Annotated in this window: 24 protein-coding genes; 12 read left to right on the forward strand and 12 right to left on the reverse strand. The window is 60.5% G+C overall.

The genetic code is table 11. The annotated features are described in order from the left end of the window. Position 1 precedes the first annotated feature (1 nt). The 4 genes from lptB to V7650_RS10265 form a co-directional block, all read right to left on the reverse strand. Positions 2-763: an LPS export ABC transporter ATP-binding protein gene (gene lptB / locus V7650_RS10250; RefSeq protein ID WP_335656297.1), complete on the reverse strand. Its 762-nt coding sequence runs from the start codon at positions 761-763 to the stop codon at positions 2-4. A 198-nt stretch (positions 764-961) separates the two neighbouring features. Next, a complete protein-coding gene (locus V7650_RS10255; protein WP_335656147.1) occupies positions 962-1,510 on the reverse strand; it encodes an LptA/OstA family protein in 549 nt (182 codons plus the stop codon). Then, positions 1,511-2,155: an LPS export ABC transporter periplasmic protein LptC gene (gene lptC / locus V7650_RS10260; RefSeq protein WP_335656148.1), complete on the reverse strand. Its 645-nt coding sequence runs from the start codon at positions 2,153-2,155 to the stop codon at positions 1,511-1,513. Between the two features lie 57 nt (positions 2,156-2,212). After that, on the reverse strand, positions 2,213-2,830 hold the full coding sequence (locus tag V7650_RS10265; RefSeq protein ID WP_335656149.1) for a ribonuclease D: 618 nt from the start codon (positions 2,828-2,830) through the stop codon (positions 2,213-2,215). Positions 2,831-3,270: 440 nt separating this feature from the next. On the opposite strand from V7650_RS10265, the gene V7650_RS10270 reads away from it, so the two are divergent. Beyond that, complete coding sequence (locus V7650_RS10270) at positions 3,271-3,942, forward strand: cold-shock protein (RefSeq protein ID WP_335656150.1); 672 nt, start codon at positions 3,271-3,273, stop codon at positions 3,940-3,942. Between the two features lie 140 nt (positions 3,943-4,082). On the opposite strand, the gene V7650_RS10275 is transcribed toward V7650_RS10270, so the two are convergent. From V7650_RS10275 to V7650_RS10295, 5 genes are all read right to left on the reverse strand, one after another. After that, positions 4,083-5,030: an autotransporter outer membrane beta-barrel domain-containing protein gene (locus V7650_RS10275; RefSeq protein WP_335656151.1), complete on the reverse strand. Its 948-nt coding sequence runs from the start codon at positions 5,028-5,030 to the stop codon at positions 4,083-4,085. A gap of 135 nt (positions 5,031-5,165) precedes the next feature. Next, positions 5,166-6,452: an autotransporter outer membrane beta-barrel domain-containing protein gene (locus tag V7650_RS10280; RefSeq protein ID WP_335656152.1), complete on the reverse strand. Its 1,287-nt coding sequence runs from the start codon at positions 6,450-6,452 to the stop codon at positions 5,166-5,168. 1,425 nt (positions 6,453-7,877) lie between these two features. Beyond that, positions 7,878-8,342 carry a Dps family protein gene (locus V7650_RS10285; RefSeq protein WP_335656153.1) on the reverse strand — a complete coding sequence of 155 codons (465 nt, stop codon included), beginning with the start codon at positions 8,340-8,342 and terminating at the stop codon, positions 7,878-7,880. Positions 8,343-8,463: 121 nt separating this feature from the next. Then, positions 8,464-9,051, reverse strand: a complete 588-nt coding sequence (locus tag V7650_RS10290) for a TMEM165/GDT1 family protein (RefSeq protein ID WP_335656154.1) — start codon at positions 9,049-9,051, stop codon at positions 8,464-8,466. Then, complete coding sequence (locus V7650_RS10295; RefSeq protein ID WP_335656155.1) at positions 9,035-9,370, reverse strand: hypothetical protein; 336 nt, start codon at positions 9,368-9,370, stop codon at positions 9,035-9,037. The genes V7650_RS10290 and V7650_RS10295 overlap by 17 nt, the downstream gene beginning before the upstream one ends. 198 nt (positions 9,371-9,568) lie before the next feature. Between V7650_RS10295 and rpmG the strand changes: the two genes are divergently transcribed. Beyond that, the gene (gene rpmG / locus V7650_RS10300) at positions 9,569-9,736 is read left to right on the forward strand and encodes a 50S ribosomal protein L33 (RefSeq protein ID WP_332042690.1); all 168 of its coding nucleotides are present in this window, start codon (positions 9,569-9,571) and stop codon (positions 9,734-9,736) included. Positions 9,737-9,753: 17 nt separating this feature from the next. Here the strand turns inward: rpmG and V7650_RS10305 are convergent, their stop codons facing one another. Then, on the reverse strand, positions 9,754-10,122 hold the full coding sequence (locus tag V7650_RS10305) for a response regulator (protein WP_335656156.1): 369 nt from the start codon (positions 10,120-10,122) through the stop codon (positions 9,754-9,756). 52 nt (positions 10,123-10,174) lie between these two features. On the opposite strand from V7650_RS10305, the gene V7650_RS10310 reads away from it, so the two are divergent. From V7650_RS10310 to V7650_RS10330, 5 genes are read left to right on the forward strand one after another with little or no spacing between them, the layout of a single operon-like run. Beyond that, positions 10,175-10,465, forward strand: a complete 291-nt coding sequence (locus V7650_RS10310) for a DUF3572 domain-containing protein (protein WP_335656157.1) — start codon at positions 10,175-10,177, stop codon at positions 10,463-10,465. Beyond that, positions 10,458-11,135, forward strand: a complete 678-nt coding sequence (locus V7650_RS10315; RefSeq protein WP_335656158.1) for an HAD family hydrolase — start codon at positions 10,458-10,460, stop codon at positions 11,133-11,135. The genes V7650_RS10310 and V7650_RS10315 overlap by 8 nt, the downstream gene beginning before the upstream one ends. A 12-nt stretch (positions 11,136-11,147) precedes the next feature. Beyond that, a complete protein-coding gene (locus V7650_RS10320) occupies positions 11,148-11,615 on the forward strand; it encodes a RidA family protein (protein ID WP_335656159.1) in 468 nt (155 codons plus the stop codon). Then, positions 11,612-12,370 (forward strand): glycerophosphodiester phosphodiesterase family protein, encoded by a 759-nt coding sequence (locus tag V7650_RS10325; protein ID WP_335656160.1) that lies wholly within the window; start codon positions 11,612-11,614, stop codon positions 12,368-12,370. Before V7650_RS10320 ends, V7650_RS10325 begins: the two co-directional genes overlap by 4 nt. A gap of 14 nt (positions 12,371-12,384) precedes the next feature. Beyond that, on the forward strand, positions 12,385-13,545 hold the full coding sequence (locus tag V7650_RS10330) for a GNAT family N-acetyltransferase (protein ID WP_335656161.1): 1,161 nt from the start codon (positions 12,385-12,387) through the stop codon (positions 13,543-13,545). Here the strand turns inward: V7650_RS10330 and V7650_RS10335 are convergent. Together V7650_RS10335 and panC are read right to left on the reverse strand one after the other, a co-directional pair. Next, a complete protein-coding gene (locus tag V7650_RS10335; RefSeq protein ID WP_335656162.1) occupies positions 13,542-13,838 on the reverse strand; it encodes a hypothetical protein in 297 nt (98 codons plus the stop codon). The genes V7650_RS10330 and V7650_RS10335 overlap by 4 nt on opposite strands. Positions 13,839-14,011: 173 nt before the next feature. Continuing rightward, positions 14,012-14,851 (reverse strand): pantoate--beta-alanine ligase, encoded by an 840-nt coding sequence (gene panC, locus V7650_RS10340; protein WP_335656163.1) that lies wholly within the window; start codon positions 14,849-14,851, stop codon positions 14,012-14,014. Between the two features lie 101 nt (positions 14,852-14,952). Here panC and V7650_RS10345 point away from each other — a divergent pair, with 101 nt between their 5' ends. The 5 genes from V7650_RS10345 to V7650_RS10365 all read left to right on the forward strand — a co-directional run bounded on the left by V7650_RS10345 (position 14,953) and on the right by V7650_RS10365 (position 19,940). Next, a complete protein-coding gene (locus V7650_RS10345) occupies positions 14,953-15,777 on the forward strand; it encodes a division plane positioning ATPase MipZ (protein WP_335656164.1) in 825 nt (274 codons plus the stop codon). 3 nt (positions 15,778-15,780) lie between these two features. Next, positions 15,781-16,215, forward strand: a complete 435-nt coding sequence (locus tag V7650_RS10350) for a J domain-containing protein (protein ID WP_335656165.1) — start codon at positions 15,781-15,783, stop codon at positions 16,213-16,215. A gap of 91 nt (positions 16,216-16,306) precedes the next feature. Then, entirely contained in the window at positions 16,307-17,716 is a 1,410-nt protein-coding gene (pgmG, locus tag V7650_RS10355) for a phosphoglucomutase/phosphomannomutase PgmG (RefSeq protein WP_335656166.1), read from the forward strand. Between the two features lie 108 nt (positions 17,717-17,824). After that, complete coding sequence (locus tag V7650_RS10360; protein WP_335656167.1) at positions 17,825-18,223, forward strand: MAPEG family protein; 399 nt, start codon at positions 17,825-17,827, stop codon at positions 18,221-18,223. A gap of 13 nt (positions 18,224-18,236) precedes the next feature. Beyond that, on the forward strand, positions 18,237-19,940 hold the full coding sequence (locus V7650_RS10365; protein ID WP_335656168.1) for an N-acyl-D-amino-acid deacylase family protein: 1,704 nt from the start codon (positions 18,237-18,239) through the stop codon (positions 19,938-19,940). Positions 19,941-19,944 lie beyond the last annotated feature (4 nt).

Genomic DNA, 19,944 nt, shown 5'->3' on the forward strand with positions numbered 1-19,944 from the left:
GCTATAGCGCGAATCCTTCGCCGAGATAGAGGCGCCGGACGTTGGCGTCGGCCACCAGGTCTTCGGGGCTGCCGGCAAACAGGACCTGACCGTCATAGATGATGCAGGCCCGATCGACGATATCGAGCGTTTCGCGGACATTGTGGTCCGTGATCAGCACGCCGATGCCTCGCTCGCGCAGCTGGCAGACCAGATCGCGAATGTCGGCGATCGACAGCGGATCAATGCCGGCAAAGGGTTCGTCCAGCAGCACGATCGACGGGCTGGCGGCCAGCGCGCGGGCAATTTCGCAGCGGCGCCGCTCGCCACCCGACAGCGCCATGGCGGGCGAGCTCCGCAACCGGGTCAGCCCGAATTCGTCGAGCAGGCGGTCCAGCGTTTCCTGTCGTGCGCGCGCATCCGGCTCGACCATCTCGAGCACCGCCATGATATTCTGTTCGACGGTCATCCCTCTGAAAATCGACGTTTCCTGGGGCAGATAGCCGATACCGAGGATGGCGCGGCGGTACATCGGCAGCGAGGTTATATCCTCGCCATCGAGCATGATCCGGCCGGCATCGGGTCGCACCAACCCCATGACCGAATAGAAACAGGTCGTTTTGCCGGCACCGTTCGGACCCAGCAGGCCGACCACCTCGCCGCGCCCCACCGACAGCGAGACGTCGGACAGTACCGAGCGCTTGTCATAGCTTTTCGCGATGGAGACGACCGCGAGCCCGTGCTCCATGGCATCGCTGGCCATCGCGGCACCGGGGTCGGCCATCTGCGGCACTTCAGTCACGGGGGAATCGTTCATCATTCGTCCTCATTCGCATGGGCTGACTTGTCCATCGGCTGCCAGCATGCCCGATCCGGAACCGAATTGGCAAGCTTTGTGCATGACCACTCGATGAATCGACAAATATCACTGTAAATCAATGATTATCTGGATGGAAATTGCATGTTCGTTCTGGTCGCGGCTTCAGTTTTTCTGCTGCGGCACCGTGAATGTGCCGGAAACCCGTCCGCCGGAATCGGATGTGCCGACCGAAGAACCGCCGGCCGACCGACCGTCTATCGTCGACCGACCGGATGCCAGATCGATAACGACCCGGCCGCCGGAGAGACGATTGGCACCCTGCGTCAGCGTTACATTGCCAATCAGCGTGATCAGCCGCCTGTTCAGATCATAGATCGCGACATTGCCGGTAGCGGTGTCGCCCGCCTTGCGAATGGTAACGCCGCCCGATGCATCGATCCGGTCAATCTCGATGCCCCCGCTGTTGCGATAGGCTACGGTCATCCTTGCCGAATTGAGTACCATTCCGGCCTGATCCACCCGCACAGCGCCCGACAGCACCACCCGGTCCGCCCGATCCTGGACCTCGATCCGTCCGGCGTTGAAGTTTACCGGCGCGTTGCTGTCATGGCTGCCAAAGACCTGAGCGGGTGCCGGGCCGGAAAACAGCAAGGCCGATGCGGCAACAACAGCCGTACCGCCGGCCAGCACAAGAGATAGATTCAGTTTCATCTAAGGTCTTCTTAATCCATTTTGTTCGATCCGCAAACGCGCATTGCCATTGAGGCTTACCGTCCGCTCCGCCAGATCTGCCTCCAGCCGGTCGGCGCGAAATGTTCCGATGTTGGTTCGCCCTTCCACGGCGCCGCCGCTCTGCAGGCGCCGCTCCTTGAGATCGATCGTCACATTGGTGGTGGACAGGCGATATCCGCTGGCAGCCTCGACCTGAACGGGTCCCGGCACATTGACATTTTCCTTGTCCATATCGTAGCGGCCCGCTCTTGCGCGGATCTGGGCTGGCCCGTCCTGAAGCAATATCCGTGCAGACAGATCTTTCAGCTCGACGACTGCCTCGCTCGAACTTTTCTGCACCGCAGAACCGGCTTTGAGCGAAAAGGGACGCCCTTCGCTGTCCTCGCCGCGATAGAGCGCTTCGGTCACGCGCATGCGTTCCTTGGCAACATCAACGCTGTTCTTGTCCAGAACAAAACTGAGCTCGCCGCTCATCGTGAACGGAGCCAGCGCGAGCATCGACCCCAGCACGCCGACGCCGACCGGAAGTATGATCCGCAGCCATTTGACGTTGCGATCATGCGTCCCGTTTGGCGCGGCAAATTCCTGGCGCTTGGAGCGGACAAGTCTGGCAGCGGTTGACATGGCTAGCCGGCCAGCCCCGGTTGCAGGCGACCGGCGTCGAACAGGGGTTCCGTCGCCTCAGGCATGCGCAAAAATATCGGTTTCCGGCCAGCCGGCCAGATCCAGCCGCGCCCGGTCCGGCAAGAAGTCGAAACAGGCCTGGGCGAGCGCCATTCTGCCTTCCCGCTCCAGCCGGAGCTCCAGCTCGTCCTTCAGCCGGTGGAGATAACGGACATCCGAGGCGGCATATTCCCGCTGCGCTTCGCTCAGCTCAGGCCCGCCCCAGTCGCTCGACTGCTGCTGCTTCGAAATATCCTGACCGAGAAGCTCGCGCACCAGCTCCTTGAGGCCATGGCGGTCCGTATAGGTGCGGATTAGCCGCGATGCGATCTTCGTGCAGAAAACGGGTTCCGCCATCACGCCGAGATAATGTTCGATGGCAGCGAGGTCAAACCGGGCAAAATGGTAAAGCTTGAGTCGACCCCTGTCGGCGAGAATCGCGCGGAGGTTGGGGGCCTTGTAGTCGCTGTCCGGGCCAAATCGTACCAGATGCTCGTCACCCCGGCCGTCCGATATCTGAAGCAGGCACAAACGGTCGCGGGGCGTCTGCAATCCCATCGTTTCGGTATCCACGGCAAGCGAGCCCTCGCCGAGCACGTCTGGTGGAATATCTTCTTCGTGAAAAAAAACCGTCATCTATATTTGCCTGCCTGTCATATCTTTGGCCCAACGTCGTTCTGCCAAGATCGGATCGCCGCGAGTCCGGCTTGTCTTCCAATCATCGCACCCGGGTCCATCGCAGCCTCAGAAAATGAACAGTCCCGGGGATTGGCTATGCCATGTGCCGCAGGCCGGTTCAAACAGCAAGTTTAGTTTGACCACCTTTTCCGGCGCGACCGCATCGGCATGTGCGGAAACGGCCAATATCGTATCAGAATCGCCGGTGTTGGTCGGCAAGCGGCGTTGATCTTAACCATCCCCTGTCATCGCAATACCGAATTCGTTCGCTTATTCGTCAATTTTTCGATATAGTTGGACCGCACGACAATGGGATTCGTGCGAAACAATGTCGCGGAAATCGTCCGTTGCGACATTGATATTTCTGGGCAGGGCGAATTGAAAGCGACGAATTAAGAATGGGTTTTGATAGAAACCGGCGAGGCAGAGGCCGGGATAAGCGCGACGGCTTCGGTGACGAAAACTTCGATGGATATCAAGGTGATAACGGTCCGCCCGTAGAAAGATACACGCGGCCTGACAGTGATTCCGGCGCGCCCCGACGTGGTGGCGGCATGCCGGACCAGGTCGTCGGCGAAAGCACCGGGACCGTAAAATTCTTCAATGCGCAGAAAGGCTTCGGCTTCATCGTGCAAGATGGCGGCGGAGAGGATGTTTTCGTCCATATCAGCCAAGTCGAGCGCGCCGGGCTGAAGGGCCTTGCCGAAGGGCAGACCTTGCGCTTTTCACTGGTGGATCGGGGCGGAAAGGTTTCGGCTTCCGATATTCAGATCGAAGGCGAACTGATCGAGGTTCAGGACGCTGGCGGCCGGCCGCGCGAAGATCGGGGCGGCGGTGCTCCGCGGCGCGAATTGACCGGCGAGAAGGCCACTGGCACCGTGAAATTCTTCAACGGCAGCAAGGGCTTCGGCTTCATTCAGCGCGATGACGGACAACCCGATGCGTTTGTCCATATTTCAGCCGTTGAACGCGCCGGGATGCGCGGTCTGGAAGAAGGCGACAAGCTCGAGTTCGAGCTGGAAGTGGATCAGCGCGGGAAGACCGCTGCCGTCAATCTGGTCGCAAAATAGTACCCAATTGAATCAAAATGAAAAAAATGGCGGGCATTGTCCCGCCATTTTTTTGACTGTCTGATCAAACAAGCCCGCAACGCGGATACAAAAAAGCCCGCCTGTTACCAGGCGGGCTTTTGTCTTCGTATAGTCGTCGGTCAGAAGCGGATCGACGCCGATGCCGACACGCCGCGGGCCTCTGCGTCGAAACGCTTGATGGTGGTAAATCCACTGAGTCCGAACGATATGTTGCCGGTATTGACGCGAACGCCCGCAGAAGCCTCGAACCAGTCATCATCCTGACCGGCCAGAGCAAATGGGGCCAGCAAGCCAACACCATTGGTGAAGTTCGCCGCGACATTGGTCTGCGCATCTTCAAACTCGTGGACATAATATCCCGAACCGAAGAACTGCACGTTGCCGCCTCCGCCGCCTTCAAACTCGACGCCGGCACGGCCTTGCAGGCTGTCATAGTCGGGCCGCGACGTGGTAAGCGCCATCGGTCCACCGGTCTCGATCACATTGCTGAAATCAATCTTCGTCGCCCGCATGCCTGCCGTTGGTGCAAAGGTGAAGCCGCCAGAGCCCAACTTGTAGGACAGATCGACCGACGATGTGAACAGCAGGTTATCGTCCTGGCTGTTGAGCGTGTAGGTCTGCGGACCCAGTGCCAGGCTGCGCTGCGTGGTCGCTTCGTAGACGCCTGCGGTCACCTGGGCATCCAGCGCAAGCGGCCCGATCATGGTACGTCCATAGAGCGAACCCGTAATCGTCTTGCCGCTGGAGGTGTTGCCCAGGGCAGCCGTCGCGTCCAGATCGGTATAGTGGAAGCCCAGTCCGAGCATGCTGGTATCCGACAGGAAATGCTCGATGCCGGCGGCAATGAAGAAACCGTCAAACTCGTCATTGCCCTGTGGCTGACCAGCCAGTGGCATCGAACGGCCCTCACCGTCCAGATATCCGCCGGCCAGATAAACGGCGATATCCTCGTTGACGCCGTTGGATATGGTTTCGACATCCTGCGCGGCGCTGGCGGCTGCAAAGTCCGTCATCACCGCTGCATTGCCGCCAACCCCGCCGTTCAGAGCCATGGCTGCGGTTTGCATCGGCCGTCCGATCGTAGCAATCGTGCCGCCGCTGGAGTCCCGATCGGACAATGCAATGCGGGAATCATAGAAGTTGGCGATATTGGTCGCCGCCGACTTGCCGATCGAACGGACCGTGGCTTCGGTCGTTGGTGCTCAGCTGTTCAAGGTCGACTGTATCGTTGCCGCATCGGTGAAATCGAGGAATGAGAACAACTCCGATACGTCGCCATTGCCGCGATTGCGGTCCAGCAGTGCGGCATAGCTGACCTGCACGGCATTGGTGCTGTCGATCACATTCTGATAGCTTTGCGCCCGAATCTGCAGGTCCACGGCATTGCTGCTGTAGATCAGGCTGGACAGCAGGATCGCCGACAGGTTCGACACGCCGTCAAACTGGTCGGTTATGCCGCCATCAGCGGTCAGAATGCGATAGGTGTTCGGCGTTGCCGTCTGAGTGATTCCAACGTTGCCGATAGCGACATTGCCACCAAGATTCGCCTCGCCCGTCACCGCGATCTGATCGGAACTGTTGGCAGCACCAAGATCCATGAACAAGGTCGTGCCCGATGACAGGATCAGATTGCCGTCAACCGTCAAAGTTCCGATCGTACCCATTGTTCCGGGGGCGATTCCGCCTGCGACACTGGTGACCATCGGTGCTGATATGGTACCAGAACCGGTCAGAAGGCCCATGATCAGGGAATAGTCGTCCGCGCTGGTAAGGCTACCATCAACCGATATCCGTCCACCCGTCTGCGTGACATCGATCAGCGACGTCAAGCTGCCATTGGCAGCGATATTCAAACCAGCCAATCCACCAACACTGAGGCGATCTATGGTTCTGTCGCTGCTCAAGGTCGTGGTACCGGTCTCGCTGAGCGTCACATCATAATAGCGCGCATTGACCTGTTCCGCCGGGTCGGCGCTGATGGTCGGATCGATATTGTCCGGGATAAAATCCGTGGCGCCGGGCAATCCGTTGCTCAGCGTCGGTGCAGGCTGCGGATCACCAGGAGCTTGTGATTCTTCTTCGGCAGTTTCGACACCATTATGCGGTGCCTGGATAGCAAAATCCACACCATTGCCTTGCGCCTGGTGCTCCGCACCCGAGATCATGCCCGCGCGGGTTCCCGGAGCGGTTGCGGAGGCGGCCTGGACAGACGCCGTGCCAACGGCGGCCGGGGCATTCACACCCGCAGATCCGGCGTCTTCACCCAATTCGATCATCCCGATGCCCGAAGTCAGGTTGCCACCACCCGCGGCTGTAGGAGTCGGAGTCGGGGCTGGCGCCGGGCGCGATGGTGGCGCATCTTCTCCGGTGGCGAAATCAAAGCAGGCATCGCCGGGATCTGCACCCTCCAGATCGAAGCAGACCTGACCAAATTCCGGACTGTCGCCAAAGCGACCCGCCGACTGGGTGTCGGGGAAGCCGTTGACCACATTTCCATCGGCGTCAATGATGCGGTAGGCGGGGTCCAGGTCGGTCTGCCAGTGCGTTGCATCTTCCCACGCGCCGTCGCCCGCTGTCGCGCTGACATAACGGTACGGGTTGTTCGCGGCGATATAATCGGCAAACAGAAACAGCGGCTGATAAAAGCCTTCCGTGCCGTAGTAGCTGAATACTTGTTCGAAGAAGAAGCGGGACCCCCCCCTGACAGGACACCGATCTGCAAATCTTCGCTCGAAAGGCTGTTGTTTGCAGCGTCCGGGATCAGTGGGCCACCCGAATCGCCGCCAGCGTTCGTGCCTTCCACTTCGCGGGGGTCGTCCTTGTACAAGTTGAAGTCAAATGGATTGGTCTTGTTCGGATCATCAAAATCGAGGCGATAAAGAATCTGGGGCAAACCGCCTGCATCATCCTCGAACAGCCATGAATCCGGGGAATCAAAAGACGACAACGATCCGAGCATGTTTTCGGCGGCGCGCCGACGGAAATCGATACCAACATTCGAGCCGGCGGTTCCGCTGCCGGTGCGTCCGTAGCCGGTAATCTTGACGTGATAGCCCGTGCCATCTTCGTCGCTGATCGAATCGGGCGTGGGAAGAGGCGAGAACAGCAGCGCCCAGGTCGGGATATTGCCAGCGGGAGTGGCCAGGCTTGCCAGGGCTATATCGCCCTCAAGAAACCCTTAGCTGGCCGCCTGCTCGCTGGATTGAACGTTCCAGTATATCTGGTTGACCAAGAACGTGTTGATCGACCGTTCAAATGTGCCGTTGGTGATCCCCAATTCATCGCGAATGAAATTAAGGAGCTGGTTGGCATCAAAATCAAATGACCATGCGGTATTGACTAACGTGCCATAGTCGCGTTCGGGACGATCATTGACGCAGTGCGCGGATTGATCAGGGTACCGGAGCAGACAAAACCGTCCCCGCGAGCGATCATGCCCACGCCGTTCACACCACCCTCTTCGTCCAGAATATCCACAGGTGTATAGTTGTCGTTCGGCACAATGGCCTGGTCTAGTACCGCAAGAGCGAGCGTGGCGATTGCACCCGCTGCTGCAGGCCGCAGAAGTACAGTGCGCTTGGAACGTCCGAAATTTTTTCATGGAAGTAATCACCCCATAGTAACTAACCAGAATTGCTCCCGTGGCATTATTCTGCTTGAGTTCGCCCAGTGAATCAAAGCTAAAACTACTATAGAGACTCGGCGCTCTAAAAAGAGCTTGTTTCTGCGAAAAATCAGGACAGAAGGCAAAGTTTTGGTTACATATGTGGCGAATCCGCAACATGATTTGGCAGATTCTTGAGAATCGCCCATAAAATTACCCGCCACCAGTCGACATTGAAAATCCGGTGGCGGGATATCGACTCCGCCCTGTGAATACTTGGCAGACCAGGAAAACTACGTTTTTCCTTTGCTTAGTCCTTCTGTGCAATCTCCAGCAGAAACCAGGCGCGTTCTTCTGCCTGGTCGGTCCAGTCGTCGATCAGGCCATCGGTGGCATTGTCACCGGCTTCTCCGGCCAGTTCCTTGGCTTCCCTGAGCTTGTCGACGAGCTTGATATTGTCGGCGCGCAGCTCCTCTAGCATAGCCGGAGCCGCGACCTTGGCATCGTCATTGTCGGCAATCGTCTGCCGCTTCGCGATATCGCCAATCGAGGTCAGCGTGCGGTGACCGTTCTTGCGTACGCGCTCGGCAATAAGGTCGGTGGTCGCGAGAATTTGCGCCGCATGCTCGTCAAACATGAGATGATAGTCCCGGAAATGGGGACCGGAAACGTGCCAGTGAAAATTCTTGGTCTTGAGGTAAAGCGCAAAGCTGTCTGCCAATATTCCGTTCAGCGCTTCGGCCACCGCCTTCTTTGCATTGTCGCCCGTGGTCATGATATTCTCCTTGCAGGGTTTTGCTATGCCGCGGGAATACAGGTTTATGCGATCCTGATCCAACGGGAATATCTGCTATCACAGATTGAGAATATCGATGGTCTCGCAGGCCGACGCGCGATCAGAAAATTCCCCATGCGCCCAGCGCCAGAATAGCGCCGACCAGAACAAACCCGACACCGCCTGCGAAGCGGATCGCGGCCATCGGCACAAACTCGGCCAGTTGCTGGCGGAACAGGATTGCCGGCACGCATGCCATCATGACCCCGATCCAGCCGCCGGCCGCAGCGAAGGCCCACATGTCGGTCCGCGCGGCAGTGGCGGCCAGAACAAACTGCCCCTTGTCGCCGAACTGCAAGATGAAAAGACCGAGAAAGGACGTCCCGAACGGCCCGATTCGCCAATTTTCCAGCAAGTCGACCGGACGCCGCCACGCCACCATGCCGAAGCCGGCCAGAACCAGAGACAGGGCATAGAAAAGCTGCAGCGCATCTTCGCTGATCCACTTATGGATTGCAGCGCCGGCGATCGCGGAAATCAGGCAGTTGCAGAGTGTCGCGAGCCCTAGCCCCCAGACGACCGGAGACATTCGACCATATCTCAGGGCCAGCGCGGCGCACAGGATCTGCGGGCGGTCGCCGAATTCCGCGAGCGCCAGAGCAAAAAGGGACGTTAGGAACGCATCCACGCGGTCAGGGCTGTCCGCCAAGGCGCAGCGCGACATTGGCCATCAGCGCTTCGGTCATCGCCGGATTGATCTCGGCGCAATCAAGGGTCGCGCGCATCGCTTCCAAATAGGTTCGCGCGATCGTCCTGCCGCCACCATTGTGCATGGCGGGATGCAGCGCACTTTCAAGGGCACAGCTGAGATCGCGCAGCGCTAACAGGCCATGTTGCATGGCCTTTTGCCGAATATGGTCGAGATGGATCAGAAATTGCAGCGGGTGCCGGGTCGCGAGCTCAGGCGACAGATTGTCGAGCAAATTAAGCATTTCCGCCTGGACAAAGGGATTCTGATCATGATTCATGGCAATGGCCTCCCGCTTCCCCGTGACCATGGACAAACATGGTTAAAAAGCCGTAAATCAGATCGGCAGCCTTGGCGGTGAGGCGCTGCAGGCTTTTTCTTGACATGGCGCGGCAATTTCACCATTAGCGCGCGGAACGAATGCGGCGCCGAATTGCGTCGCTGTTTTTATTTCAGCTTCTGCCTTAAGGAATGCACCATGGCGAAACCAGCCAATGTAAAGATCAGACTCGTCAGCACGGCGGACACAGGCTTCTTCTATGTGACCCGCAAAAACCCTCGGAATCTCACCGAGAAAATGGTGCAGCGCAAATATGATCCGGTTGTCCGGAAGCATGTCGAGTTCAAGGAAGCCAAGATCAAGTAAGCCCTGTCGGGTCAGCTTTAGCGGTGCAGCACCTGCTGCACCGACTCGATGAACTTCGCGACCGATATCGGCTTTGAAACATAGGCCTCCGCTCCGGCACTCAATATCCGGTCTTCGTCACCCTTGCCCGCATAGGCAGTGACGGCCATGATCGGGATGATCTTGAGCTGGCCGTCCTTCTTGATCTGCTCGATCAGCTCCAGCCCGCTGACATGGGGCAGCTGGATATCCATCACGATCAGATTGGGCACGAAACTGCGCGCCTTGTCGAGCACTTCCCGGCCGTCACTGACTGGCTCCACGACAAAGCCGTGGGCCCGCAGCAGATCGCAGAACAGCTTGAGGTTCAGTTCATTGTCCTCAACCACCAACACTCTTTTTGCCACGACCGGATTTGCCCTTTCAAACTTGCCGCCGAACCATTAGGCGAAAGCGGCAATGGAAACAAATCCCAATCTTCCGCCCGACAGCGAAATCATCGCCCTGCAGGCGCTCGGCTGGGTGCTGCAGGATCAGGACCGGGCGGAGCGCCTGCTCGCCCTGACCGGACTCGATCCGCGCGAGCTTAGGTCCGGCCTTGAGGATCCGGCGATGCTGGCATCGCTGCTCGGATTTCTCGCCAATCACGAACCCGATCTGCTCGCCTGCGCGGATGCCATCGGCGTCGCGCCCGCCACGCTGGCCGCGGCCGCGCATCACCTCAACTCCCCCGGAGATTTTCATGACTAAAAAGCCGCTCCTGATCAGCGACTGCGACGAAGTCCTGCTGCACATGGTGGTGCCGTTCCAGCAATGGCTCGACAGCGACAAGCATATCCATTTCGATCTTGAAAACGGCAGCGATTTCGCCAACGCCTTGCGCCACAAGCATGACGGCACGCAGGTGCTGCCCGAGCAGATCTGGCCGATGCTGAAGGAATTTTTCGACAGCGAGATGCACCGGCAAGGGGCCATCGAAGGTGCTGTGGAATCGATCAACAAGATCGCCGACACCGCCAATGTGGTGATCCTGACCAACCTGCTGGACGACCGCCGGAAAGCCCGCGCGGACCAGCTCAGGGCGGTTGGCATCGATTTTCCCGTCTACACCAACCAGGGCGGCAAGGGCGAGCTGCTGAAGGATATTCTCGCCGAATACGAACCGTCGGTTACCGTCTTTGTCGATGATCTCGGCCACCAGCACGGCAGCGTTGCGAAGCACGCGCCCGATGTCTGGCGGCTGCAGATGGTCGGCGAGCCGATCATGGCCAAACATATCCAGACCAATCCTGCCGCTCACGCCCGTATCGACTTTTGGAGCGAAGCGGTGGCCTGGATATCGCACAAGTTCGACAATGCCGAACCCGCTCCTGCGATGGACCTGCCGTCGCAAGAGCTTGACCCTGCCAACCATGCGTGAGAGTTTCGTCCGATGACCAACCATATTGAAAAAGCCCTGACCGCCAAGGGCATCGAATTGCCGACACCGGCCGCTCCCGTTGCCTCCTATGTTCCCGCCGTCGAAGTGAACGGCCTGCTGCATATCAGCGGCCAGGTCTCGATGAGCGACGGCCAGCTGATCACCGGCCGGCTGGGCGACAATATGACGCTGGAAGAAGGGCAGCAGGCCGCCAAGGCCTGCGCGCTGATGATCGCGGCGCAGATCAAGAAGGCCGCCGGGTCGCTCGACCGGGTCGACCGGATCGTCAAGCTGGGCGTCTTCGTCAACAGCACCGCCGACTATACCGACCATCCCAAGGTCGCCAACGGCTGCTCCGACATGATGGAAGTGATCTTCGGCGCTGCCGGCCAGCACGCCCGGAGCGCGGTCGGCGTGGCATCGCTGCCGCTCGGCGTGGCCGTAGAGGTCGACGCCATCATTGCCCTGAAACCCGAGTGATCACGACTATACTCGATAATCTTTTCGCACCGGCGCCGCCCGCCGGCCGCGTGGCCTTCCTGAAAGGCCAGCCCTATGCCCATCGCGGGCTGCACGGCAATGGCGTGCTGGAAAACAGCCCCGCTGCCTTTGAAGCCGCGATCAAGCTTGGTCACGGGATCGAATGCGATGTCCAGGCGGCGGAAGACGGGCGCGCCTTTGTCTTTCACGACTATGAACTGGACAGGCTGACCGAGCGTTCGGGCCCCATAGCCGGCTTGCGCGCCGAGGATATAGATCAGATCCAGCTGCGCGATGGCCATGGCAAGATCCCGCGCCTGCGCGAGACCCTGGCCCAGATCGCCGGACGGGTGCCGGTGCTGATCGAGATCAAGTCCCGCAACCGGCGCGTGGGGCCGCTCTGCCTCTCGGTACGGCGGGCGCTCGAAGGCTATGGCGGCAAGGCCGCGATCATGTCGTTCAACCCGCTGGTAAGCGCCTGGTTTCGCAGCAACGCGGGGCATGTTGTCCGCGGCCTCGTGGTGACCGAAGAGCATGACCGGAACTGGCGCGGCCGATTGACCCGCCACCGCAACCTGTGGATCGCGAAACCGGATTTTCTCGCCTATGATATCCGGGATCTGCCATCGCGCTTCGCCGCTTCCCAGCGAACCCGCGGGCTGCCACTGGTCACCTGGACGGTCCGGTCCGCCGAACAGGAACAAACCGCCTTCCGCCATGCAGACGAACCGGTTTATGAGCTGCCGCAGACCTGATAGCATGCAGCCATATGCCCGATTCTCCCGCTGATCCTGCCGAAATTGTTGCGCGCGTCGGCGATGATATCGCCGGCCTTCCCGCGGACCAGTGGGACGCCTGCGCAGGCTCGGCCAATCCTTTTGTCTCCCATGCCTTTCTGTCGGCGATGGAGGAATCGGGCAGTGTCGGTCCGGGAACCGGCTGGAAATCCCTGCCGATCCTGATCGAGGATGGAGCCGGAAACATCGCAGCCTGCCTGCCCAGCTATCTCAAATCGCACAGCCAGGGCGAATATATATTCGACCAGCAATGGGCGCACGCGTTTGAAAATGCCGGCGGCCAATATTATCCGAAGATCCAGATCGCCGCCCCCTTTTCCCCGGTGCCCGGACCGCGTCTGCTGCTGCGCGACGAGACGCTTGCCGTGCCGCTGCTGCGTGCCGCCGAACAGCTGGCCGAAAACAACGGGATTTCATCGGTGCACGCCACCTTTGTCGACGAGGACCAGTTGCACCATTTTCGCGATGCCGGCTGGCTGATCCGCACCGACAGCCAGTTCCACTGGCGTAACGACGGCTATGCCGACTTTGACGATTTCCTCGCCGCCCTGTCCTCCCGGAAGCGCAAGGCGATCCGCCGGGAACGGGCGAAGGCGCAGGAGGAGGTGGATATCATCCACCTGTCCGGCGACGACATCGAACCGCGGCACTGGGACCATTTCTGGGAATTTTACCAGGATACCGGGATGCGCAAATGGGGGCAGCCCTATCTGACGCGCAGCGCCTTTGATCTGCTGCAGGAGAAAATGGCGGACCGCTTGCTGCTGATCTTTGCAATGCAGGATGGCGTTCCGATCGCTGGCGCACTCAATATTATCGGGGCCGATACGCTCTACGGCCGCTATTGGGGATGCACCCGCAATATCCCGTTCCTGCATTTCGAGATCTGCTATTATCAGGCCATTGATGCGGCGATCGCGCGCGGTCTGAAAACGGTCGAGGCCGGAGCACAGGGCAGCCACAAACTGGCGCGAGGCTATCAGCCGGTGCCGACCTGGTCAGCACATTATATCGTCGATCCGGGTTTTCGGTCGGCCATTGCCGACTATCTGGGGCGCGAGCGCGAGGCGGTCGCTGCCGATATAGAATTTCTGGCCGACATGGGGCCATTCAGAAAGTCGGATCAGGCCTAGGCTGCGCGGCGGGTGATGTCCTGCAGCCAGTTGCGCGCTTCGCGCTGCGCTTCGGCGATGTCCCGTGCGGTCATTTCAAGCGAGATTTCTGCCCGGCAGATCTTGCTTTCATCATGGCCGGACAAGGCCGCCAGATTGAACCATTTGTGCGCTTCGATCAGATCGACCGCCACGCCTTCCGATCCGGTGGAATAGATCACGCCGAGATCGAAATATGCATTGCTGCTGCCATGCGATGCTTCGGCGAGCCGGCTTTCGATAAGAAAGGCCGCGCTTTTCATGCTGTTGCCCATATGTTTAGTCCCTGTTTTCGCCGCCGGAAAATTCAGCGACGGGGCGACTTTCACCGCAAGGTCCTAAAGAAATGGTTAACGACCGAGCCGGAAAATCCGATTCGTTCCTGCACAAGTCTGAGAAATCAGCTGTTTTTCCGATATCCTCTGGTTAACCATTGCCCACCGGGACCTCAGGAAACGGGGATATTGTCGATCAGCCGGGTGGTGCCGATCCGGGCCGCGGCAAACAGGCGGGCTTGCGGTGTAAAATCGTCCAGCACCGCCAGCGTATCGCCATCGCGCAGCTCGAGATAGTCAATTTCATGAAAGCCGGCCGCCTGTATCCGGGCCTTGGCATCAGCCAGGATCGCCGCCACCCTGCCACCGTCGGCAATCTGGCGCGCCGCATCCCGCATGGCGTCTGGAAGGGCGACGGCGCTCGCCCGTTGCTCCTTGGTCAGATAGGCATTGCGCGACGACAGCGCGAGACCATCGGGATCCCGCACCGTCGGCACACCGACGATATCATGGGTAAAATCCAGATCGCGTGCCATCCGCCGGATGACCGCCAGCTGCTGATAGTCCTTCTCTCCGAAAAACGCTGCATCGGGGCGGATCTGGTTGAACAGTTTCGTCACGACGGTCGCGACACCGTCAAAATGTCCCGGTCGGGCCGCGCCGCACAGGCCTTCGCTGATCCCGGTGACGCCAACGTTGGTCGCATAGCCGGCTGGATAGATCTGGTCCGCCGTCGGTGCCCACAGCAACTCCACCCCGGCCGCGTCGAGCAGCGCGGCGTCGGCGGCTTCCTGGCGCGGATAGGCATCGAGGTCCTCGCCCACGCCAAACTGCGTCGGATTGACGAAGATCGAAGCGACCACGGCATCGCATTGCGCCCGCGCCACTTCGACCAGTCGCATATGGCCGGCGTGCAGCGCGCCCATTGTCGGTACCAGGCCGATTGTCAGCCCGGCCTTGCGAAACTCCGCCAAGGCGTCCCGCAGCGGGGCAAGCTGTCGAACAATTTGCATGCATCTCTCTTTGCGTTTAGATTTTGTGGTACAGCCGGTCTAGGCTATGGGACCGGGGGGCGTCCATCGCAAGGGTCAACAACAGGGATATCGCGCAAAACGTGACGAGCACAACACATCATATCGTATTCGCCAATGAAAAGGGCGGGACCGGCAAGTCGACCACGGCGGTCCATGTCGCGGTGGCGCTGGCCTATCAGGGGCACAAGGTCGCGATTATCGACCTCGATCCGCGCCAACGCACCTCCTATCGCTATCTCGAGAATCGCGACGCGACGATGAAGCGGCTGAACATCGACATTCCGCAGCCCAGCTACGACGTATTCGAAGAGGATAATCTGGCCCGGCTCGAGCAGCTGATCGCGCGAATGGGCCACGGCGTCGATTTCCTGCTGTACGACACGCCGGGTCGCGACGACAAATTTGCCCGCTTTGTCGCCACCCGGGCGAACACTCTGGTTACGCCGATCAACGACAGCTTTGTCGATTTCGATCTGATCGGCCAGGTCGATCCGGAAACCTACAAGGTCCGCAAGCTGAGTTTCTACGCCGAACTGATGTGGGATGCGCGCAAGGCGCGAGCCAAGGCGGATGGCGCGACCATCGACTGGGTGTTGCTGCGCAACCGCACCCAATATGTCGAGGCGCATAACATGAAGCGGATCGTTGCCGCGCTGGCCGAGCTGTCACAGCGCGTCGGGTTCCGGATCATTCCCGGCCTCAGCGAGCGGGTCATCTACCGCGAACTGTTTCCCTCCGGACTGACGATGCTCGACAAGAAACATCTCGGCCGTCTGGCAACCAGCCATCTCGCGGCGCGGCAGGAACTGCGCGAGCTGATCAAGCATCTTGCCCTGCCCCACAGCGCTCAGCGGTCTGCCGATGGCGGAGAGTCGGGCGTGGCGACGCCCAAGCTGGTAGCCTGATCGATGTGGCCGCTGCTCATCTTTGGCGGTGCCATTCTGGCCTGGCTGGTGTTGTCGGGCAAGGCAAAGACGATGACCGCCAACCAGTGGCTGGCACTGGTCGTCGCGCTGGTCGGCGCGAATTTCCTGCGCGGTGGCAGCTGGGTCATGGGCGGGGCGATGCTCGCCGGCGCCGCATTCCTGAGCGGATGGCGCATCCTGATCCCCGCCCGCGACAGCGAAGAGCCAAAACGCAAGCCGCGCAGCTTCGAACTCGACCGCGCGCGCTCCCTGCTCGGAGTCAGCGATGACGCCGGCTTTATCGAGATCAACGCGGCCTGGCGGGAGCGGCTGGCAGAACATCATCCTGATAATGGCGGCGACGAGCAGCTGGCCAAGATGATCAACCGGGCCCGCGACATATTGCTGGCAGAGCTCGAGGCATCGAGCCGGCGGTAATCAAGCTGTCGCACGCCGACAGTAGCACTGGATTTTTATCTGTCCCTTTCCTAGAGATACCGGCAGAATCCAACAAGTCAGGACCCCCGCAATGAACGCTCCGACCTCCCACAATTTCCATGCCACGTCGCTCCGTGAATATGACATCCGCGGCATTGTCGGCGAAACGCTGGGCGAGGCGGATGCCTATGCGATCGGCCGGGGTTTCGGAACGCTGATCGCGCGCGATGGCGGCACCGCGGTGGCGACCGGCTTTGACGGCCGGACCAGTTCGCCGATGCTGGAAGCGGCGCTGATCCGCGGCCTCAACGACGCCGGGGTCAGTGCTGTTTCGGTCGGCATGGGCCCGACACCCATGCTCTATTATGCCGAATGCGTGCTGGTTCAGGTCCAGGGCGGCATCATGATCACCGGCAGCCACAATCCGGCCAACTATAACGGCTTCAAGATGGTGTTTCAGGGCCGCCCGTTTTTCGGCGCCGATATTCTCGGGCTCGGGACAATGGCAGAGAATGGCGACTGGGATACGGGCACCGGGACATCGGAAAGCCATGACATCATCGACGAATATGTCGGGCGGCTACTGAAGAATTTCACCGGCGACGCGTTCCGGGTGGGCTGGGACTGCGGCAATGGCGCCGCGGGGCCGGTAATCGAGAAGCTGACCAAATTGCTGACCGAACGCGGCGCCGGCGAGCATCATCTGCTCTATACCGAAGTCGACGGCAATTTTCCCAACCACCATCCCGACCCGACCGAGGAAAAGAATCTCGCCGATCTGAAGGCGTTGGTGGCGGACAGGAAACTCGACTTTGGCGTCGCCTTTGATGGCGATGGCGACCGCATCGGCGCGATTGACGGCGAAGGCCGCGTGATCTGGGGCGACCAGCTGCTGCAAATCTATGCCGAGGATGTGCTGAAAAGCGAGCCCGGCGCGACGATCATCGCCGACGTCAAGGCATCACAGGCGCTCTACGACCGGATCGCCGCACTGGGCGGCCAGCCGCTGATGTGGAAGACCGGCCACAGCCTGATCAAGTCGAAGATGAAGGAAACCGGCTCGCCGCTGGCCGGCGAGATGAGCGGCCATGTGTTTTTCAAGCATGACTATTATGGTTTCGACGACGCGCCCTATGCCGCGATCCGGCTGATCCAGGCGGCAACCAATATCGGCAAGAGCGTGACGCAATTGCGCAGTGACATGGCGGAGATGATCAACACCCCGGAAATGCGCTTTCAGGTCGACGAGAGCCGCAAGTTCGCGGTCATCGAAGAAGTGCTGGAGCGCCTGTCGGCGAGTGGCGCGGAGGTCAACGACACCGACGGCGCGCGGGTCAACACCGAGGACGGCTGGTGGCTGCTGCGCGCCAGCAACACCCAGGACGTGCTGGTCGCCCGCGCCGAAGGCAAATCGCAGGACGGTCTCGACCGGCTGATGGCGCAGATTGACGAGCAGCTGGCCCTGTCTGGCCTCGAGCGGGGCGAGCAGGCGGGGCACTGACCGGGGCGAACCCGCCGATCCACCCGTCCGCGCCTTATCCATTTGCAGTATGGCCATCCTCTTTGAGCCTCCTATGATCGGCGGCTTGAGAGAGGAAGCGCATCGGCCATGGACCCCTATATCTACGTCAGCTTTGTCAGCGCGCTTGCCTTGCTCGCTTATTATTTCACCCTGTTGATGGCGGGTCTGGCGCGCGGCCGGTTCAAGATCGCGGTGCCGTCGCATAACGGTCCGCCGGAATATGAACGCTATGTCCGGGCCCACCAGAACACGCTGGAGCATCTGGTGCTGTTCCTCCCCGGACTGTGGCTGTTCGCCTATGTCGTCAGCCCCTATTGGGCCGCGGGCATCGGCCTGATCTGGCCGTTCATGCGGGTCGGCTATGCGCTGGGCTATCACAAGGCCCCCGAGAAACGGTTGCGCTGGCTCTATGTCAGCATGCCGCCCATCTATATTTTTGTGCTGGGATCGCTGGTCGGCAGCATTGTACACTGGTTCCAAGCTTGAGAGGCATTATAAGATGAGCGAACATGACCTGGTAATCCGCAGCGGGACCATCGCCGATGGCAGCGGCGGCGAACTTCTCGACGCCGATATCGCGATCAGTGGCGGCCGGATAACGGCCATCGGCAAGGTGGCCGGCAAGGGGCGCGAAGAGATTGATGCCTCCGGCAAGATCGTCACCCCCGGCTTTGTCGATGTCCACACCCATTATGACGGCCAGTCAATCTGGGCGGAAGAACTCAGCCCGTCCTCGTCGCACGGTGTCACCACGGCGATCATGGGCAATTGCGGTGTTGGCTTTGCGCCCTGCCGCAAGGGCGATCACGACATGCTGATCAATGTCATGGAGGGCGTGGAAGATATTCCGGGCGTGGTGATGTCTGACGGCCTGCCGTGGAACTGGGAGACGTTTCCCGAATATCTCGACGTTGTCGCCAGCGGCAAACGCGATATCGATGTCGCCGCCTATCTGCCGCACTCGCCGCTGCGCGTCTACGCCATGGGCGCTCGCGGCGCAGCGCGCGAACCGGCCACGGCCGACGATCTGGCGACGATGCGCAAGCTCTGCCGCGAAGCGATGGAGGCCGGCGCGCTCGGTTTCGCTACCTCGCGGCTGTCGATCCACAAGACCGCCGACGGTGGCAGCATACCGACCTTCGAGGCCGATATCGCGGAACTGGAGGCAATTTGCGGCGGCATGGCCGATGCCGGGACCGGCACCTTCCAGGTCGTGCTCGATGCCTTTGTCGGCTGGGACAAGGAATATCAGGTGATCGAACGGGTGGTGGAAAGCTCGGGCCGGCCCGCCACCTTCACGCTCGCGTCCGGCAATGACGGGCCGCCGCGCTGGCGCCGGGTGCTGGAAATGATCGATCGCACAAATGCTTCGGGCGGCAAGGCCACGGCGCAGATCATGCCGCGCCCGATCGGGCTGATCGCCGGGCTCGAACTGACCGTCCACCCGTTCATCCTATGCCCGAGCTGGGCGAAGATCGCCAAGCTGCCGATCGACCAGCAGGTTGCCGCGATGCGCGACCCCGGCATGCGCGAAGCCCTGCTGAGCGAGGAATTCGAGCCCGGACATCCGTTTAACGCGCTGGCCCGCGACTGGAACTGGCTGTTCCCGCTCGACAATCCGCCCGACTATGCGCCGCCCAAGGAAATGAGCATGGCCGGTCAGGCTGCGGCCAAGGGCTGCACGCCCCAGGAAATCGCCTATGACCGGCTGCTCGAGACCGACGGCAAGGGCCTGTTTCTCGCTGCGCTCGGCAATTATGAAAATGGCACGCTGGCCAGCGCCCATGAAATGCTCAGCCACCCGCACTGCATCCCGGGCCTCGGCGACGGCGGCGCCCATTATGGTGCAATCTGCGACGCCAGCTACTCGACCTATCTGCTCAAGCAATATGTGCAGAAGGCCAATGGCTATCGCTTTGACCTGGCCGAAGCGGTCCACATGCTGTCGCACAAGGCGGCCTGCGCGGTCGGCCTGAACGGGCGCGGGCTGCTGCAAGTCGGTGCCAAGGCCGATATCAATGTCATCGACATGGACCGGCTGGAACTGCACCTGCCCGAAATCGTCCGGGATCTGCCGGCGGGCGGCCAGCGACTCCACCAAAGGGCGACCGGCTATGACGCCACCATCGTCTCGGGGGAAATCATCCGGCGCTTTGACCAGTCCACCGGTGCACGACCGGGGCAGCTGATCCGGGGGGCCTGACTCC

It is taken from the genome of Parasphingorhabdus sp. (assembly GCF_036964565.1).
In the GTDB taxonomy this organism is placed as follows: Bacteria; Pseudomonadota; Alphaproteobacteria; order Sphingomonadales; family Sphingomonadaceae; genus Parasphingorhabdus.

Coding starts and splice junctions, on each gene's coding strand:
- lptB (WP_335656297.1), bottom strand. CDS start 763: ATGGCCGACCCCGGTGCCGCGATGGCCAGCGATGCCATGGAGCACGGG.
- V7650_RS10255 (WP_335656147.1), bottom strand. CDS start 1,510: ATGAAACTGAATCTATCTCTTGTGCTGGCCGGCGGTACGGCTGTTGTT.
- lptC (WP_335656148.1), bottom strand. CDS start 2,155: ATGTCAACCGCTGCCAGACTTGTCCGCTCCAAGCGCCAGGAATTTGCC.
- V7650_RS10265 (WP_335656149.1), bottom strand. CDS start 2,830: ATGACGGTTTTTTTTCACGAAGAAGATATTCCACCAGACGTGCTCGGC.
- V7650_RS10270 (WP_335656150.1), top strand. CDS start 3,271: ATGGGTTTTGATAGAAACCGGCGAGGCAGAGGCCGGGATAAGCGCGAC.
- V7650_RS10275 (WP_335656151.1), bottom strand. CDS start 5,030: ATGCAAACCGCAGCCATGGCTCTGAACGGCGGGGTTGGCGGCAATGCA.
- V7650_RS10285 (WP_335656153.1), bottom strand. CDS start 8,342: ATGACCACGGGCGACAATGCAAAGAAGGCGGTGGCCGAAGCGCTGAAC.
- V7650_RS10295 (WP_335656155.1), bottom strand. CDS start 9,370: ATGAATCATGATCAGAATCCCTTTGTCCAGGCGGAAATGCTTAATTTG.
- rpmG (WP_332042690.1), top strand. CDS start 9,569: ATGGCGAAACCAGCCAATGTAAAGATCAGACTCGTCAGCACGGCGGAC.
- V7650_RS10310 (WP_335656157.1), top strand. CDS start 10,175: ATGGAAACAAATCCCAATCTTCCGCCCGACAGCGAAATCATCGCCCTG.
- V7650_RS10315 (WP_335656158.1), top strand. CDS start 10,458: ATGACTAAAAAGCCGCTCCTGATCAGCGACTGCGACGAAGTCCTGCTG.
- V7650_RS10320 (WP_335656159.1), top strand. CDS start 11,148: ATGACCAACCATATTGAAAAAGCCCTGACCGCCAAGGGCATCGAATTG.
- V7650_RS10330 (WP_335656161.1), top strand. CDS start 12,385: ATGCCCGATTCTCCCGCTGATCCTGCCGAAATTGTTGCGCGCGTCGGC.
- V7650_RS10335 (WP_335656162.1), bottom strand. CDS start 13,838: ATGGGCAACAGCATGAAAAGCGCGGCCTTTCTTATCGAAAGCCGGCTC.
- panC (WP_335656163.1), bottom strand. CDS start 14,851: ATGCAAATTGTTCGACAGCTTGCCCCGCTGCGGGACGCCTTGGCGGAG.
- V7650_RS10350 (WP_335656165.1), top strand. CDS start 15,781: ATGTGGCCGCTGCTCATCTTTGGCGGTGCCATTCTGGCCTGGCTGGTG.
- pgmG (WP_335656166.1), top strand. CDS start 16,307: ATGAACGCTCCGACCTCCCACAATTTCCATGCCACGTCGCTCCGTGAA.
- V7650_RS10360 (WP_335656167.1), top strand. CDS start 17,825: ATGGACCCCTATATCTACGTCAGCTTTGTCAGCGCGCTTGCCTTGCTC.
- V7650_RS10365 (WP_335656168.1), top strand. CDS start 18,237: ATGAGCGAACATGACCTGGTAATCCGCAGCGGGACCATCGCCGATGGC.